This window comes from Rhizobium sp. PRIMUS64 (assembly GCF_023006465.1).
Taxonomy (GTDB): Bacteria; Pseudomonadota; Alphaproteobacteria; order Rhizobiales; family Rhizobiaceae; genus Rhizobium; species Rhizobium leguminosarum.
In genome coordinates, this window is record NZ_JALBGX010000021.1 from 30233 (window position 1) to 46696 (window position 16464).

Here is a 16464-nt window from a genome sequence, read left to right on the forward strand (position 1 = left end):
TTCATCAGCGGAGCTTTCCTCATGCGCTGGATCAACACAAGGCCGAGCCGGGGCGCGCAGCTTGCCTTGACGCTGCTGCCCTTCGTGCTGCTGATCGTTGCCTACACTTTCGGCTCGGTGGCACGATTGGCGGAAAATGCCAATGACAAGCTGCTGCCCGGTCTTGCCGGTTTTGCCGATGCGATCGATCGCCTGGCCTTCATCGCCGATCCGCGCACCGGCGAATACCTGCTCTGGTCCGATACCGGAGCGAGCCTGATCCGGCTGTTCGCCGGCCTCGGCATCTCGACCCTCACCGCGCTCATCATCGGCATGTTGATCGGCATGCTGCCATATCTCCGAGCCCTGCTCTCGCCCTTCGTCGCCGTCATCTCGATGGTGCCGCCGCTGGCGCTGCTGCCGATCCTGTTCATCGCCATGGGGCTTGGCGAAGCCTCGAAGATCGCGCTCATCGTCATCGGCGTTGCGCCGACGATGATCCGCGACCTGGCGCTGAAGGCGCTGGAGCTGCCGCGTGAGCAGATCGTCAAGGCTGAAACGCTCGGCGGCTCCTCCTGGCAGATCGGCCTTCGTGTCGTGCTGCCGCAGATCCTGCCGCGGCTGATCACCTGCCTCAGGCTTCAACTCGGTCCTGCCTGGCTGTTCCTGATCGCGGCCGAAGCGATCTCGTCGGATTCCGGCCTCGGCTACCGCATCTTCCTCGTCCGCCGCTATCTCTCGATGGACGTCATCTTCCCCTATGTCGTCTGGATCACGCTGCTCGCCGTGATCATGAATTATATCCTCGATCGCATCCGCATTGCCGTCTTCCCCTGGTCGGACCTGGAGAAGCAGGCATGAGCGAACTGGTGATCGAAAAGGTCTGGAAGGAATATGGCGACCAGATCGTCCTCGAAGATGTGTCGCTGACCGTCGCCTCGCGCGCCTTCGTCGCGCTCGTCGGACCGTCCGGCTGCGGCAAGTCGACGTTCCTGCGCATGCTGCTCGGCCAGGAGCGGCCAACAAGAGGGACCATCCTGCTGGACGGCGAAGCTCTGCCGCAGGAGCCAGGTCCGGATCGCGGCGTCGTCTTCCAGCGCTACTCCGTGTTCCCGCATCTGACCGTGCTCGGCAATGTGCTGCTTGGGCGCGAACTCTCAGGTTCTCGCTACAAAGCCAAGCTTTTCGGCGCTGCCCGTCGCAACGCCGTCGATGAAGCCCGGCGGCTGATTGCCGAAGTCGGTCTTTCCGGCGCCGAGGACAAATATCCGGCGCAACTGTCAGGCGGCATGCAGCAGCGCCTGGCACTGGCGCAGGCGCTGATCATGAAGCCGAAGGTGCTGCTGCTCGATGAGCCCTTCGGCGCGCTCGACCCTGGCATCCGCGCCGAAATCCACACATTGATGAAGCGGCTCTGGCACGAAACGCAGATGACCGTCGTCATGGTGACGCACGACATGCGCGAGGCCTTCACGCTGGCGACGCGCGTTGTCGCCTTCGAGCGTCGGCGTGACCGCCCGGAGGAAAAGGAGCGCTACGGCGCGACGATCACCAAGGACATTTCCATCTGGCCGCCCAGGCTTGCCGGCGCGCCCTCCGTCTTCAGCCCCGACCGGGACGGCCCGGTCATTTCTCTGGGCCTTCGCCGGGACGACCCGGCTTCCAGTCCGTCAGGAGAAAAGCCATGATGCATGTCAGACGTTCGCCCGAAGAGATCGCCGCCAACCGGCAGCGTTATGAGGAACATCAGAAGAAGGGGCTGGAATTTGCGCCGAAGGCCTTGCCGGCGCCGAGCCCCCTTCCCGCCGCCGCCATCGATGCGGCTGCGATCATCCATCAGGAAACCATCCCCGGCGGCTGGTACTGGTCGACCGCGCTGAAGCGCGGCGAGGCGCTCCGCATTGATCAGGGCGAAGGCGGATCGACTGTGGCGCTCGTCGCCTGGAACGCCGCTGACACGAGCGAACGGCTCAATCTCGTCGATACGGTCAAGGTGCAGTGGACGACCGCCCTCGGCAAGGGCCGCGTCATCTTCTCAGACATGGGCCGGGTGATGTTTTCGCTGATCGAGGATAGCTCCGGCGCCCACGACTGCCTGATGGGCGGCTCGACGTCAGCTTCGAATGCCGCAAAGTATCCGGGCGTCAAGACCCGCAATACCCGCGACAATCTCGTGCTCGTCGCCGGCAAGCTTGGTCTTGCCAGGCGCGACATTCCTGCGATCCTCAATCTCTTCGCCCCGGTCCGCGTCGACGATGACGGCGGCTTCCACTGGCGCGGCAAACTCTCCAACAGCGGCGATTATGCCGAGCTGCGCGCCGAAATGGACATGATCGTCGGCCTTTCCAATTGCCCGCATCCGCTCGATCCCGACCCGGTCTATGCACCGAAGCCGATCATCGTCACGCGCTTTCGCGCGCCCGCACCCGCAGTCGACGATCTCGCGCGCACGGCAACCGCCGAAGCCCTTCGCGGCTTCGAGAACAACGCCTCGATGCTGGCCTGAGGGAGGATTGTCATGACCGATTTCATCAAGACTTCAGCTTCGCGCAGCCTCGAAAACGCCGTGCAGGAACATTTCATCCCGGCCGAAGCGCCGTGGTCCGGCATCGTGCGCAAGGGTCAGACCATCCGCATCGAGGACAGCTACGGCCAACAGGCAATCGATACACTGTTTTATCGCGCCGATGACTTTGCCGAGCGTTATTCCAACCAGGATACGATGCGGGCGCAAGGTGGCGCCTATATCGGCACCGGCACGAAGATCATCTCGAACGAGGGCAACGTCATGCTGGTCATGACGGCCGATAGCTGCGGCCGGCACGATACATCAGCCGGCGCCTGCTCCTGCGAGAGCAACACGGTGCGCTTTGGCCACGGCACCAAATACCTGCATGCCTGCCGCGACAGTTTCGTGATCGAGGTGACCAAACACGGCATGAGCAAGCGCGACATCGTGCCGAACATCAATTTCTTCATGAACGTGCCGATCAAGCCGAACGGCGAGATGACCATCGTCGACGGCATTTCCGCGCCTGGCGACTATGTCGAACTGGTGGCGGAGATGGACGTGCTCTGCGTCATCTCCAATTGCCCGCAGATCAACAATCCCTGCAACGGTTTCGATCCGACGCCGATCCGGGTGCTGATCTGGGACGGCGAGGACTGATCGATGTTCACCAAGGTTCTTATCGCCAATCGCGGCGAAATCGCCGTCCGCGTCATCCGCACATTGAAGAGGATGGGCATTGCCTCAGTTGCCGTCTATTCCGATGCCGATCGATTCTCGAAGCCGGCGCTGACCGCTGATGAGGCCGTCCGCCTCGGCCCGGCGCCTGCTGCCGAAAGCTATCTTGACGTCGATGCCGTCATTGCCGCCTGCAAGGCGACGGGCGCTGAGGCCGTGCACCCAGGCTATGGCTTCCTCTCGGAGAATATCGGCTTTGCCGAGCGGCTCGCCGCTGAAGGCATCGTCTTCATCGGCCCGCGCCCAGAGCATCTGTCGGCCTTCGGTCTGAAGCATACGGCGCGCGAATTGGCGAAAGCGAGCGGCGTGCCGCTACTGCCCGGCACCGATCTCTTGCAGAGCGTCGATGAGGCGCTTTCGGCTGCCGAGACCGTCGGTTATCCCGTCATGCTGAAGAGCACGGCCGGCGGCGGCGGTATCGGCATGCAACTCTGCGCCGATGCCGCCGGCCTCAAGGCTTCCTTCGAAAGCGTGCAGCGGACCGCGCGCGCCAGCTTCGGCGATGCGCGCGTCTACATCGAGCATTTCGTTGCCGAAGCACGCCATGTCGAGGTGCAGATCTTCGGTGACGGCAAGGGCGGCGTGATCGCGCTCGGCGAACGCGACTGCTCGCTGCAGCGGCGGAACCAGAAGGTCGTCGAGGAGACGCCTGCGCCTGGCCTTACCGCGGAGACAAGGGCGCGGCTGCACAAAGCGGCGGTCGATTTGGGAAGCTCGGTCTCCTATGAATCGGCCGGCACTGTCGAGTTCATCTATGATCCCCAGCGCCAGGAATTCTATTTCCTCGAGGTCAATACCCGCCTCCAGGTCGAGCATCCCGTCACGGAAGCTGTCTTCGGCATCGACCTCGTCGAATGGATGATCCGACAGGCGGCCGGCGAGGATGTGCTCTCGGGTGCTGGGGGTCTGACGCCGAAGGGTGCGGCGATCGAGATGCGGATCTATGCCGAGATGCCGCATGCCGATTTCCGCCCGAGTGCCGGCCTTTTGACCGAAGTCATTTTTCCGGACAGTGCCCGCGTCGACGGCTGGATCGAGACGGGAACCGAGGTCACGCCCTTCTACGACCCGATGCTTGCCAAGCTGATCGTGGCGGCGGCAGACCGGCCGGCGGCGATCGAGAAGCTGAAGGCGGCACTCGCCGAAACATCGATATCGGGCATCGAGACCAATCTCGCTTACCTGAGGGCGATCGCCGCTTCCGAATTGCTTGCCAGCGCCAAAGTTAAGACGACGGCGCTACGCGACTTCGCCTTCGTTCCCGATGTCGTCGAGGTTCTCGCGCCCGGGGCGCAGTCAAGCATCCAGGAACTGCCGGGCCGGCTCGGCCTCTGGCATGTCGGCGTACCGCCGAGCGGGCCGATGGACGAGCGCTCCTTCCGCCATGCCAACCGGCTGGTCGGCAATGCCGATGTGACGGCTGCGCTGGAGTTGACCGTTTCCGGTCCGACATTGCGGTTTTATGCCGACCAGACGATCGCGCTCGCCGGCGCGCGGATGCCAATGACATGCGACGGCGTAAAATTGCCGCATGACGCCCCGGTGACAATCCGCGCCGGTCAGGTTCTGTCGATCGGTTCGATCGAAGGACCGGGACAACGCGCCTATCTCGCCGTCGCCGGCGGTTTTGCCGCTCCCGTTGTGCTCGGCTCGCGCGCGACCTTCGGCCTTGGCCAATTCGGCGGTAACGCCACCGGCACCCTGAAGACAGGGCACGTGCTGCATTTTGCCCGGCAGGTGCCGGCCGAACCGGTGAGACCGGCGACGCAGCCAGCCGCCTTGACGCGCGAGTGGGATGTCGGCGTCGTCTATGGCCCGCACGGGGCTCCCGATTTCTTTCAGGACAGCGATATCGAGACGCTGTTTTCGACGGCTTATGAGGTGCATTTCAACAGTGCCCGCACCGGGGTGCGCCTGATCGGCCCAGCCCCGCAATGGGCACGTAGCGACGGCGGTGAGGCGGGGCTGCACCCCTCCAACCTGCACGATAATGCCTATGCGATCGGGGCGATCGATTTCACCGGCGATATGCCGATCATTCTCGGGCCCGATGGTCCAAGCCTTGGCGGCTTCGTTTGCCCGGCGGTGATCGCCCGCGAAGAGCAGTGGAAGATGGGCCAGTTCAAGCCCGGCGACCGTATCCGTTTTCATGCGGTGGCGCGGCCGGAAGACCCGATCGCCGGCCCGGCGGAGCGGCGGCCCTCGGAAGAAACAGGTTCGCCGATCCTCGGCATCAACGAGGATGGGCCGGTTTCTGTCGTCTATCGCCGCCAGGGCGACGACAATCTGCTCGTCGAGTATGGGCCGATGACGCTCGACATCGCGCTCCGGCTGCGGGTGCATCTGCTGATGCAGGCGGTCGTCGAGGTCCGCCTACCCGGCGTCGTCGACCTCACCCCCGGTATCCGCTCGCTGCAGATCCATTATGACGGCACGCAGCTGACGCGCCGGCGCCTGCTCGGGCTGCTCTCCGAGATCGAGGCGACCCTTCCGGCAGCCCAGGACGTCACGGTGCCGAGCCGCATCGTGCATCTGCCGCTCTCCTGGAACGATCCGGATGCGGAACTTGCGATGCGCAAATATCAGGAGCTCGTGCGCCCGAACGCGCCCTGGTGCCCGTCGAACATCGAGTTCATCCGCCGCATCAACGGTCTTTCCGACGAACAGGCCGTCCGCGATATCGTCTTTGATGCCAGCTACCTGGTGCTCGGTCTCGGCGACGTCTATCTCGGTGCGCCGGTTGCGACCCCGACTGATCCACGCCACCGCCTCGTGACGACGAAGTATAATCCCGCCCGTACCTGGACGCCGGAAAATGCCGTCGGCATCGGCGGCGCCTATATGTGCATCTACGGCATGGAAGGACCGGGCGGCTACCAGCTCTTCGGCCGCACCATCCAGGTCTGGAACACATGGCGGGAGACGCCGGCCTTTGCCAGGGGCAAGCCCTGGCTGCTGAATTTCTTCGACCAGATCCGTTTCTTCCCGGTCAGCAATCAGGAATTGACGGAGGCGCGCGCCGCCTTCCCGCATGGGGGTTATCCGATCAGGATCGAGGAGACGGAATTCTCCTATGCCGCCTATGAGAGGGAATTGCAGGCTAACGCGGCGTCGATCGGCCGTTTCAAGGCAACGCAGCAGGCCGCCTTCGATGCCGAACGCCAGCGCTGGAAGGACGCCGGGCTCGACAGCTTCGTCACCGACGAAGGCACGGGCGAAAGCCCGGATGGGGATATTCCCGACGGCTGCTTCGGTGTTGCCAGCGCCGTGCCCGGCAATATCTGGAAATTGCTGGTCGAGCCGGGCGCCCCGGTTGCGGCTGGCGATACACTTGCCATCATCGAATCGATGAAGATGGAAATCAACGTCACCGCCCATGCGGCAGGCCGCGTCCGCGATCTGCGCGCCGGGCCGGGAAGAAACGTCAAAGCCGGCGATATCATCGTCGTTCTGGAGGAATGCTGACATGCTGCCGACCATCCTCGATCTCTCAAGCCTTCGCGCCGCCTATCAATCCGGTCTGACGCCGCTCGATGCCATCGAAGAGGTGATCTCCCGCCGCGCCGCCTCTAGAGATGCGGCAATCTTCATCACCCCGGTGCCGGATGAGGAGCTGCGCGCTGCCGCCAAAGCCTTGATGGCACGCGCGCCTGAGGCAAACAGCCTGCCGCTCTGGGGCGTTCCCTTTGCCGTGAAAGACAATATCGATGCCGCCGGCCTGCCGACAACTGCCGCCTGCCCGGCCTATGAATATCGGCCGGAGGCGGACTCCACCGTCGTTGCCCGGTTGAAGGCGGCCGGTGCCATCGTCATCGGCAAGACCAATCTCGACCAGTTCGCGACCGGCCTCAACGGCACGCGCTCGCCCTATGGCGCGCCGCGTTCGGTCTTCGATGCGGCCTATATCTCAGGCGGTTCGAGTTCCGGATCGGCGGTCACTGTGGCCTCCGGCCTTGCTGCCTTTGCGCTCGGCACGGATACGGCAGGCTCCGGCCGGGTGCCGGCTGCCTTCAACAATCTGGTCGGCATCAAGCCGACGCCGGGCCTCTTGCCGAATACCGGCGCTATACCGGCCTGCAAGAGCGTCGACTGCATCACCATCTTTGCTGCGACCGTCGGCGACGGTGTTGCGATCCGCAAGGTCGCCGAAGGCTTCGATGCCGCCGATGCTTTCTCGCGTCGCGCCAAGCCGGCGAACCTGCCTGTGTCGGGTTTGCGCATCGGCGTCCTGACCGACGCCGAGCGGGAGTTCTTCGGCGACAAGGAGGTGGAGGCGCTCTACGACCAGGCGATCGAGCGGGCCAGAGCGCTCGGCGCGACCATCGTGCCTTTCGATTACGCGCCATTCCGCGAGGCCGCCGCGCTTCTCTATGACGGGCCGTGGGTCGCCGAACGTCTGGCGGCGGTCGAGACCTTCCTCGCCACGAACGCGGCCGATTTCGACCCGACGGTGCGGGGGATTATCGAAGGCGCCAAGGGCAAGACCGCGGTCGAGGCTTTCAACGGCCGATACCGGCTGGAAGAATTGCGTCGCAAAACCGAGGCCGAATGGGAAAAGGCCGACGTGCTTCTGCTGCCGACCGCACCGACCACCTACACCGTTGCGGACATGCTGGCCAATCCCGTCGTGCTCAACGGCCGCCTCGGTCGCTACACCAATTTCGTCAACCTTCTCGATTGCGCGGCGATCGCCGTTCCGGCCGGCTTCGGCAAAGGTGGGCTGCCGGGCGGCGTTACCGTCATCGCACCTGCCTTCACCGACGACGCGCTGGCGCCGCTCGCCGATGCGCTGCACCGCGCAGCAAGCTCCGGCATGGGCATCGACCGGCAGGCTGCGATCCCCGAAGCAAGCCGTGTTGTGCCTGGCGATGACGGTTTCATTGAAATCGCGGTTGTCGGTGCGCATCTGACCGGCATGCCGCTCAATCACGAACTGGCAGGCGCCGGCGGGCGTCTGGTCAAGACCTGCCGCACATCAGGCGACTATCGCCTCTTCGTCTTGCCCAATACCACGCCAGCGAAACCAGGGCTGCTGCGCGAACCCGGCCATAAGGGTCAGGGGCTGGAGGTCGAGGTCTGGGCACTGCCGGCCGATGCTTTCGGCAGGTTCGTCCAGAAGATTCCGGCACCCCTCGGCATCGGTAAGCTGACGCTCGAAGACGGTTCCAGCGTCTCCGGCTTCGTCTGCGAAGCCCATGCGGTGAAAGGTGCCGAGGAAATCACCGCACTTGGCGGCTGGCGCAACTATATCAGCGCCAAGCTGGCGAGCTGAGGAGAGCCTTGCATGGCAGCAAAACTTGTCCGGCGCCTGATCGATCTGCTGCGGGACGGTCTGACCGCCCGCAGCGAAGCGATCGGCAGCACCTGTGTCAGCCCTGGCGGTTCTGAGAGCGTTCGGCAAGCTCGACAATGATGCCGTCGGGATCGCGAACGAAGGCGATCTTGTTCAGCATCTCGGAGTGGACGGCGAAGCGCGGCCGCTCCTTGATCTCGACGCCCGCCTGTTCAAGGCGGGTGAAGGCCTCGTCGACATTGTCGAAATGGAAGGTGAGGTGCCGGACGCCGGCCGTATCTTCAGGCACGTCGACCGCCCTCGACGCGCCGCCGGGCGGCGCAAAGACCTCCAGCATGCCGCCGCCTGCATCGAGGAATGCTACCTGCATGCCATTCGCCATCGTCTTACGCAGCACCAGGCTGAGGCCGAGCAGGCCACAGTAGAAATCGACGGTGCGGTCCATGTCGCTGACCGTCATGCCGACATGCTCGAAGGATTTCAGCATGGGAGAGCCCTTCCCGATTCAGACGGTGGCCGCAGCACGCCATTCCCCTGCCGGCAGCCAGGAGCGATAGAGCGGATGATCGGCGGCGATCGGCATCGGCGTCGGTTGTCCGGTGCGCTGCGAGAAATAGGCGGCCGTTACCAGTTCCAGCGAATTGCGGGCATCCTGCAATGTCACCGGTGGGTCGGAGTCCTCGACGATCGCCTTGTGGAAGAGCTCGAACTGACGGGTGTAGCCATCCTCGCCAGGCACATAGGCGGCGAGCACTTCGTCGATCCGCGCCTGATGTTCCTCTGTCCCGGCGACGAAAGTCCACGGATCACGGCCCATCGTATAGGGTTCGATGATGCTTTCGGCGACGAGGTCGTTGAAGCAGAAGCGCAACCGCGAGATCTCCTTGCGCGAACCCAGCGTCATCGACAGCGTCGCCAACGAGCCATTCTGCATCCTCACCGAAAGGGCTGCCGTATCCTCGACCTCGATCGGATTGACCAGCGTCGCCCCATAGGAAAACACCTCGGCGCAGGGGCCATGTACATAGTTCAGCATGTCATGAGCGTGGATGGCGTGGCCGAGAAGGCCGCCGCCCAGTTCGCTCGCCCATTTGCCGCGCCACGGCACGGCATAATAGTCCGGACCGCGCCACCAATGGGTTTCGATCGTTGTCAGGAACGGCTTGCCGGCCAGGCCGCGCTCGATCAGCAGCTTCAGCTTCTGCAGGCCGGAGCCGTAGCGATACTGGAAGATCGGCATCAGCTTCCTGCCGGGGTAACGATCGAGGATGCGCCCCATCTCGTCGACCTCGGCGATCGAGCCGAAGAGCGGCTTCTCGCAGATCACGTGCTTGCCGGATTCGATGCCCTTGCGGCAAAGTTCGAAATGCGAGCTCGGCGGCGTCGAAATGTCGATGATGTCGAGATCGTCACGGGCAAACAGCGCATCCGCATCCTGCGTGTATTCGCCAATGCCGTATTCCTCGCACAGCGCCTTGCCGCGTTCCTCGTCGAGCGAGCAGAGCACAGGAACCTCGAAAAGCTCCTTGTTCCAGCCGAAGCCGGCCAGATGCCGCGCAGCGATGCCTGCGCCGATGACGCCGACGCGCAATTTCCTGGTCATGATATCCTCCTCAGCGAGCGCCGATGCGCGCGGCTTTCGCCTGGGCTTCGAGCGAAAGACGGCAGACTTCGAAAACGTGATCCTGGGTCATCGCCGTCTGCGTGCGGTTGCCAACGTCGGCGGTGAACGCGTCGAAATAATCGAGCTTTTCGCCGCTGCAATCGATATGGGTCATTTCCTTGCCGTTGACCAGGAAGAGGTGATCCTTGCCCGGCCGGCCGGCAATATCGATATACTTGCGCAGCTCGATGTAGCCTTCGGTGCCGAGAATGGTCAGGCGCCCGTCACCCCAGGTCGGCAGCGCCTCCGGCGTGAACCAGTCGACACGGACATAACCCGCCGCCTTGTCGGAGCGCAGAAGGACCTCGCCGAAATCCTCGAAGGCGGGCTTGTCAGGCATGCCGAAATTGCCGATCGAGCTTGCGATAACCTCGCCTGTGGTCGAGCCGGTATAGAACAGGAACTGGTCGACCTGGTGTGAAGCTATATCGACGATGATGCCGCCGAAGGCCTCGGGATCGAAGAACCAGTCCGGCCGGGTCGGCAGTTGCAGCCGGTGGGGACCGACGCCGAGCGTCTGGATCACTTTGCCGATCGCGCCTTCGGCGACGAGCTTGCCGGCCTTGACGGCGGAGCGCACGCAGTGGCGCTCGGAAAAGCAGATCGAGAAGATCTTGCCGGTCTCGGCAACGGTGCGCCTGACGTCCTCGAGTTGGGCGAAGGTCGTCACGCCAGGCTTGTCAGTCATCACGTCTTTGCCCGATCTCATCGCGCGAATGGCAAGTCCGGCACGATCGCGGGGGATTGCGGAAATGCAGATGACGTCGATCGACGGATCGTCGAACAGCTTTTCCCGGTCAATCTGCGGCGCGTCAGGATAGGTCTTCTCAAAGGCCTCGCGCAGTGCCGGCACCGAGGTCTGCGGGCAATAGCCGACGAATTCGCCGCCCGAAGCAAGCAATCCCTTCACGTGATCAAACGTATGCCCATGGTCGATTCCGACGACGGCAAATCTCAACATCGCTGCAATATCCTCCTGGGATTTTCGTGTGGCCGGCTGACGCCAGCCTCCTCCATGTCGCGCAAAACAGATAACGAAAGCCGGCTCCTGTCAAGGCGAGATGGAGGGCGAAATCGTCACAGCCTGTATTTAAATATTTGAAATTTAACAGTTATTTTGTATCTAAATAGTTATTTTGTGGCTTTTTGCAATTGGATTCCCGAGGAAGCCCGCCGCTTGAGCCGATCAGACAAAGGTCTTTTTCCCCCGCGCATCTTGCCCCGCCTTCATGAATGTGATCGATTTTGGTCGTCGCCGGGTCGGAGGGCGGCAACACCCCGCAATTGTTAAAAGAGCTCTTCTCGCTCGCCTTGATGAAAGATCACCATGTCTCAAGCTCTTCTCGATGTCGCCGCTTCGGATGGTCTTTTTGTCGGTCGAATCTGGAATCCCGAAGTAGAGGGACCGAGCATTGTGACGTTACGCGAGGGCATGCTTCTCGACATCACGTCGCGCGAGGCGCCGACGCTGAGCGCCCTGCTCGAGCGGCAGGATGCCGCCGCCTTCGTCCGCGCAGCAAGTGGCAAGGCGGTTGGCTCGCTGGCGGACATCGCCGCCAACAGTACCGGAGCTCCGGATCAAACGCGCCCGTATCTCCTTGCGCCCGTCGACCTGCAGGCAGTCAAGGCCTGCGGCGTTACGTTTGCGCAGTCGATGATCGAACGCGTCATCGAGGAGAAGGCGGCCGGCAATCCGGAGCGTGCCGCCTCGATCCGCGAGCGAGTCAGCACGCTGATCGGCGGCAGCCTCACCAATCTCAAGGCCGGCTCGCCGGCGGCTGCCAAGGTCAAGCAGGCGCTGATCGACGAGGGCATGTGGTCGCAATATCTCGAGGTCGGTATCGGGCCGGATGCCGAAGTCTTCACCAAGTCGCCGGTGCTTTCCTCCGTCGGTTGGGGTGCGGATGTCGGCCTGCATCCGATCTCGACCTGGAACAACCCCGAGCCCGAAATCGTGCTGGCGGTCAACAGCCGCGGCGAGATCAAGGGGGCGGCCCTCGGCAACGACGTCAACCTGCGCGACGTCGAGGGCCGCTCGGCACTGCTGCTCGGCAAGGCCAAGGACAACAACGCCTCCTGCTCGATCGGTCCTTTCATCCGCCTGTTCGATGCCGGTTACAGCCTGGATGACGTACGCAAGGCCGAACTCGACCTGAAAGTCACCGGCCAGGACGGTTTCGTGCTGCACGGCAAGAGTTCGATGTCAAAGATCAGCCGCGACCCGACCGATCTCGTCAAGCAGACGGTCGGCGCCCATCATCAGTATCCCGATGGTTTCATGCTTTTCCTCGGCACGCTGTTTGCGCCGACGCAGGACCGCGACGCGCCAAAGCAAGGCTTCACCCACAAGATCGGCGATGTCGTCGAGATTTCCTCGGCGGGCCTCGGCGCGCTGGTCAACACCGTGCGCCTTTCCACCGAATGCCCGCCCTGGACCTTCGGTATTTCGGCGCTGATGAGCAATCTGGCGAAGCGCGGGCTTCTCTAACTTTTTTATTTTGCGAATTTCCAGGCGGAAAATCGCGTCGCACTTTTCCTGGAAATGCTTCAGCTACTGGTTTCTTCGCCTGCCCTGCAGCAGATCGAGGACGGAGTTTGCCGCCTCGAGAACATTTGTCCCCGGGCCGAACACGGCTGCAACGCCGTGTTCGTGCAGGAATTCATAGTCCTGACGCGGGATGACGCCGCCGCAGACGACGATGATATCGCCACCGCCCTGTTCCCTCAGCCTGTCGATGAGCTGCGGTAGCAGCGTCCTGTGACCGGCCGCCAGCGACGAGACGCCGACGACATTGACCTTTTCGCTGAGTGCGACGCTGGCAGCTTCCTCCGGTGTCTGGAAGAGGGGACCGGCGAGTACATCGAAGCCGATGTCGCCGAAAGCCGAGGCGATCACCTTGGCGCCTCGGTCGTGTCCGTCCTGACCGAGCTTGGCGACCATGATCTTCGGCCGGTGCCCCATGGCTTCCGTCACCTCCGTCATGCGAGTCTTGAGCACGGCGAGTTCCGGCTCATTTTCATAGGCCTCGCCATAGACGCCCTTGATGACTTCAGGGGTCGCGGCATGATCGCCGAAGGCAGCGCGCATGGCATCCGATATTTCGCCGACCGTGGCGCGGGCTCGGGCCGCCGCGATGGCGGCTTCCAGCAGGTTGCCCTTGCCGCTCTGTGCGATCTCTGCCAGGGCCGCCAGCGCCTCGCGCACGGCTCCGCCATCGCGGCGCCGCTTCGTTTCCTCAATACGTCTGATCTGCGCTTTGCGCACCGCGCTGTTGTCGATCTCCAGAATGTCGATCGGCTGCTCGGTGTCGAGCCGGTAGCGGTTGACGCCGACGATGACCTCGTCGCCCTTGTCGACGGCCGCCTGGCGGCGCGCGGCCGCTTCCTCGATCAGCCGTTTCGGCAGGCCTTCCGCTACGGCCTTGGTCATGCCGCCCAGTGCCTCGACTTCCTCCATCAAGGCCCAGGCCTTGTCGGCAAGCTCCTTCGTCAGGCTCTCGACGTAATAGGAGCCTGCCAGGGGATCGACCACCCTGGTGACGCCGGTTTCATGGCTCAGGATCAGCTGCGTATTGCGGGCAATGCGTGAGGAGAATTCCGTCGGCAGCGCGATCGCCTCGTCGAAGGAATTGGTGTGCAGCGACTGCGTACCGCCCAACACTGCCGACATCGCCTCGAAGGCAGTGCGTATGATGTTGTTGTAAGGGTCCTGCTCCTGCAAGGAGACGCCGGAGGTCTGGCAATGGGTGCGCAGCATCAGCGAGGACTGTTTCTTCGGATGAAACCCTTCCATGATCCGCGTCCAGAGCAGGCGGGCGGCGCGTAGCTTGGCGGCTTCCATGAAGAAGTTCATGCCGATGGCGAAGAAGAAGGACAGGCGGCCGGCGAACTCGTCGACGCTCAGGCCTTTGGCGATGGCGGCGCGGACATATTCGCGGCCGTCGGCCAGCGTGAAGGCCAATTCCTGCACCAGCGTCGCGCCGGCTTCCTGCATGTGGTAGCCGGAGATCGAGATGGAGTTGAACTTTGGCATCTCGCGGGCGGTATAGTCGATGATGTCGGCAACGATCCGCATCGAGGGTTCGGGCGGATAGATGTAGGTGTTGCGGACCATGAACTCCTTGAGGATGTCGTTCTGAATGGTCCCCGAGAGCTCGGCCCGTGGAACGCCCTGCTCCTCGCCGGCCACGATGAAGGAGGCAAGGATCGGGATGACGGCACCGTTCATGGTCATCGACACCGACATTTCGCCGAGCGGAATGCCGTCGAACAGGATCTTCATGTCCTCGACGCTGTCGATTGCCACACCCGCCTTGCCGACGTCACCCTCGACGCGCGGATGATCGCTGTCATAACCGCGGTGGGTGGCAAGATCGAAAGCGACCGACAGGCCCTTCTGGCCGGCTGCCAGATTGCGGCGATAGAAGGCATTCGATTCCTCTGCCGTCGAGAAGCCGGCATATTGGCGGATCGTCCAAGGCCGGCCGGCATACATCGTCGCCCGCGGGCCGCGGGTGAAGGGGGCAAAACCGGGAAGCGAACCAAGGTGCCCGGCGCCGTCGAGATCCTCGGCCGTATAGAGCGGCTTGACGGCAATGCCTTCCGGCGTCTGCCAGGTCAGCGTTTCGGGCGAGTTGCGCAGTTCCTTTTGCGCAAGCTCGGCCCAATCCGACAGCGTCTTCTTCGTCATGCGGTTCCTCCGGCTTTCTTCATCCCCACCCTACCATTTCACAGGCTCCTCGTGCGATAGAGCCCGAACAGGATGATTTTAGGCCGAGCCGGCCTAAAATCTGAATCCTGTTCTACATTATATAGTTAGAGCATGATGTCGTCCGAAAACCGCTCGCACTTTTCGCCATCATGCTCTTGGATAATTAATGCGGCAAATCCTTGATTTCTATTGCCGGCTATGGGACCCGCCTCATGAAGACCATGCAGATCTATGCCTTCGACATGAACTGCGTCGGGCACATCAATCACGGCCTGTGGACGCACCCGCGCGATCGCTCAGCGCATTATACCGATCTCGACTACTGGACCGAGCTTGCCAAAACCGCCGAACGCGGCAAGCTGGACGGCATCTTCCTGGCCGATATCGTCGGTGTCTATGACGTCTACAGGGGCAGTCCGGCGCCGGTGATCGAGACGGGCGCGCAGATCCCGGTCAACGATCCGGTAATCCCGATTTCGGCGATGGCCTATGTGACGAAACATCTGGGTTTCGGCGTCACCGTCAACACCACCTATGAGCCACCCTTCCTGCTGGCGCGGCGCATGTCGACGCTCGATCACCTGACCAAGGGACGGATCGGCTGGAACATCGTCACCGGCTATCTCGACAGTGCCGCCCGCAGCATGGGTTTCGACAAGCTGCCGGAACATGATGCGCGCTACGACGCCGCCGAAGAATATCTCGAAATTCTCTACAAGCTTTGGGAAGGGAGCTGGGACGACGATGCGGTACTGCGTGACAAGGCAGGCGGCACCTATGCCGATCCCTCTAAAGTGCGCACTGTTCGTCACGACGGCAAATATTACCGGATGGAAGGCATCCATCTTTCCGAGCCCTCGCCGCAGCGCACGCCCCTGCTCTTCCAGGCCGGCGCCTCTGCACGCGGGCAGAACTTTGCCGCCCGCCACGCCGAATGCGTCTTCATCGCCGGGCCCAATCCCAAGGCGGCCAGGCCGACCGTCGATGCGTTGCGGGCGAAGGCGGAGGAATTCGGCCGCGGCGCCGACGCATTGAAAATCCTGAGCCTGATCACTGTCGTCGTCGGGCGGACGGAGAAGGAAGCACGGGACAAGCTGGAGGAGTACCGCCGCCATGCGAGCGTTGAGGCCTCGCTTGCGCATTACTCCGCTTCCGTCGGCATCGATTTTTCGAAGTATGGATTGGACGACGTCATCGACCAGAGCTCGACTAACGCCAATCAATCCGCACTTGCGGCCATTACGAAACAGGCGGCGAAGCCGGTAACGTTGCGTGACATCATCGACCAGATGGTGCTCGGCAGCCGGATGAAGCCGATTGTGGGCTCACCCAACCAGATCGCCGATCATCTTACGACATGGATCGAAGAGGGTGGAATCGACGGCTTCAATCTGGCGCGGACAGTGGCGCCGGAAAGCCTGCGCGATTTCGTCGAGCTGGTCGTCCCGGTGCTGCAGGAGCGCGGTACCTTCAAGGCGGACTATGCTGCAGGACCCTTGCGGCAGAAGCTTTTCGGCGGCGGGAACGGCAGGTTGCCCGCCGCTCATCCCGCCGCCCAATTCCGGCGCTGA

12 protein-coding genes are annotated in these 16464 nt (G+C 62.9%); 8 read left to right on the forward strand and 4 right to left on the reverse strand.

Features of this window, described 5'->3' with window-relative positions:
- Positions 1-21: 21 nt before the first annotated feature.
- From MOV76_RS11590 to atzF, 6 genes are read left to right on the forward strand one after another with little or no spacing between them, the layout of a single operon-like run.
- Positions 22-840, forward strand: a complete 819-nt coding sequence (locus MOV76_RS11590; protein ID WP_247264550.1) for an ABC transporter permease — start codon at positions 22-24, stop codon at positions 838-840.
- Positions 837-1667, forward strand: a complete 831-nt coding sequence (locus MOV76_RS11595; RefSeq protein ID WP_130654136.1) for an ABC transporter ATP-binding protein — start codon at positions 837-839, stop codon at positions 1665-1667. The genes MOV76_RS11590 and MOV76_RS11595 overlap by 4 nt, the downstream gene beginning before the upstream one ends.
- The gene (locus MOV76_RS11600) at positions 1664-2485 is read left to right on the forward strand and encodes an urea amidolyase associated protein UAAP1 (protein ID WP_113543959.1); all 822 of its coding nucleotides are present in this window, start codon (positions 1664-1666) and stop codon (positions 2483-2485) included. The genes MOV76_RS11595 and MOV76_RS11600 overlap by 4 nt, the downstream gene beginning before the upstream one ends.
- Before the next feature lie 12 nt (positions 2486-2497).
- On the forward strand, positions 2498-3148 hold the full coding sequence (locus MOV76_RS11605) for an urea amidolyase associated protein UAAP2 (RefSeq protein ID WP_247264551.1): 651 nt from the start codon (positions 2498-2500) through the stop codon (positions 3146-3148).
- A 3-nt stretch (positions 3149-3151) separates the two neighbouring features.
- Positions 3152-6691 carry an urea carboxylase gene (gene uca / locus MOV76_RS11610; RefSeq protein ID WP_247264552.1) on the forward strand — a complete coding sequence of 1180 codons (3540 nt, stop codon included), beginning with the start codon at positions 3152-3154 and terminating at the stop codon, positions 6689-6691.
- Between the two features lies 1 nt (position 6692).
- Entirely contained in the window at positions 6693-8498 is a 1806-nt protein-coding gene (atzF, locus tag MOV76_RS11615; RefSeq protein ID WP_247264553.1) for an allophanate hydrolase, read from the forward strand.
- A gap of 97 nt (positions 8499-8595) precedes the next feature.
- On the opposite strand, the gene MOV76_RS11620 is transcribed toward atzF, so the two are convergent.
- Genes MOV76_RS11620 through MOV76_RS11630 form a run of 3 tightly spaced genes read right to left on the reverse strand, consistent with a single transcriptional unit; the run spans position 8596 to position 11143 of the window.
- Complete coding sequence (locus MOV76_RS11620; protein ID WP_131647142.1) at positions 8596-9006, reverse strand: VOC family protein; 411 nt, start codon at positions 9004-9006, stop codon at positions 8596-8598.
- Between the two features lie 18 nt (positions 9007-9024).
- Positions 9025-10122, reverse strand: a complete 1098-nt coding sequence (locus MOV76_RS11625) for a Gfo/Idh/MocA family protein (RefSeq protein ID WP_247264554.1) — start codon at positions 10120-10122, stop codon at positions 9025-9027.
- A 10-nt stretch (positions 10123-10132) separates the two neighbouring features.
- On the reverse strand, positions 10133-11143 hold the full coding sequence (locus MOV76_RS11630; RefSeq protein WP_018247030.1) for a Gfo/Idh/MocA family protein: 1011 nt from the start codon (positions 11141-11143) through the stop codon (positions 10133-10135).
- A 366-nt stretch (positions 11144-11509) separates the two neighbouring features.
- Here MOV76_RS11630 and MOV76_RS11635 point away from each other — a divergent pair, with 366 nt between their 5' ends.
- A complete protein-coding gene (locus MOV76_RS11635) occupies positions 11510-12670 on the forward strand; it encodes a fumarylacetoacetate hydrolase family protein (RefSeq protein WP_247264555.1) in 1161 nt (386 codons plus the stop codon).
- A 63-nt stretch (positions 12671-12733) separates the two neighbouring features.
- Here MOV76_RS11635 and scpA read toward each other — a convergent pair whose 3' ends face one another.
- Entirely contained in the window at positions 12734-14872 is a 2139-nt protein-coding gene (scpA, locus tag MOV76_RS11640) for a methylmalonyl-CoA mutase (protein WP_168278577.1), read from the reverse strand.
- Between the two features lie 233 nt (positions 14873-15105).
- Here scpA and MOV76_RS11645 point away from each other — a divergent pair, with 233 nt between their 5' ends.
- On the forward strand, positions 15106-16464 hold the full coding sequence (locus tag MOV76_RS11645; RefSeq protein WP_026231070.1) for an LLM class flavin-dependent oxidoreductase: 1359 nt from the start codon (positions 15106-15108) through the stop codon (positions 16462-16464).

What these genes read in the sequence shown, in the direction of transcription:
- MOV76_RS11590 (WP_247264550.1), top strand. Translation starts at nt 22, where the DNA reads ATGCGCTGGATCAACACAAGGCCGAGCCGGGGCGCGCAGCTTGCCTTG.
- scpA (WP_168278577.1), bottom strand. Translation starts at nt 14,872, where the DNA reads ATGACGAAGAAGACGCTGTCGGATTGGGCCGAGCTTGCGCAAAAGGAA.
- MOV76_RS11620 (WP_131647142.1), bottom strand. Translation starts at nt 9,006, where the DNA reads ATGCTGAAATCCTTCGAGCATGTCGGCATGACGGTCAGCGACATGGAC.
- MOV76_RS11625 (WP_247264554.1), bottom strand. Translation starts at nt 10,122, where the DNA reads ATGACCAGGAAATTGCGCGTCGGCGTCATCGGCGCAGGCATCGCTGCG.
- atzF (WP_247264553.1), top strand. Translation starts at nt 6,693, where the DNA reads ATGCTGCCGACCATCCTCGATCTCTCAAGCCTTCGCGCCGCCTATCAA.
- MOV76_RS11605 (WP_247264551.1), top strand. Translation starts at nt 2,498, where the DNA reads ATGACCGATTTCATCAAGACTTCAGCTTCGCGCAGCCTCGAAAACGCC.
- MOV76_RS11600 (WP_113543959.1), top strand. Translation starts at nt 1,664, where the DNA reads ATGATGCATGTCAGACGTTCGCCCGAAGAGATCGCCGCCAACCGGCAG.
- MOV76_RS11635 (WP_247264555.1), top strand. Translation starts at nt 11,510, where the DNA reads ATGTCTCAAGCTCTTCTCGATGTCGCCGCTTCGGATGGTCTTTTTGTC.
- uca (WP_247264552.1), top strand. Translation starts at nt 3,152, where the DNA reads ATGTTCACCAAGGTTCTTATCGCCAATCGCGGCGAAATCGCCGTCCGC.
- MOV76_RS11595 (WP_130654136.1), top strand. Translation starts at nt 837, where the DNA reads ATGAGCGAACTGGTGATCGAAAAGGTCTGGAAGGAATATGGCGACCAG.
- MOV76_RS11645 (WP_026231070.1), top strand. Translation starts at nt 15,106, where the DNA reads ATGAAGACCATGCAGATCTATGCCTTCGACATGAACTGCGTCGGGCAC.
- MOV76_RS11630 (WP_018247030.1), bottom strand. Translation starts at nt 11,143, where the DNA reads ATGTTGAGATTTGCCGTCGTCGGAATCGACCATGGGCATACGTTTGAT.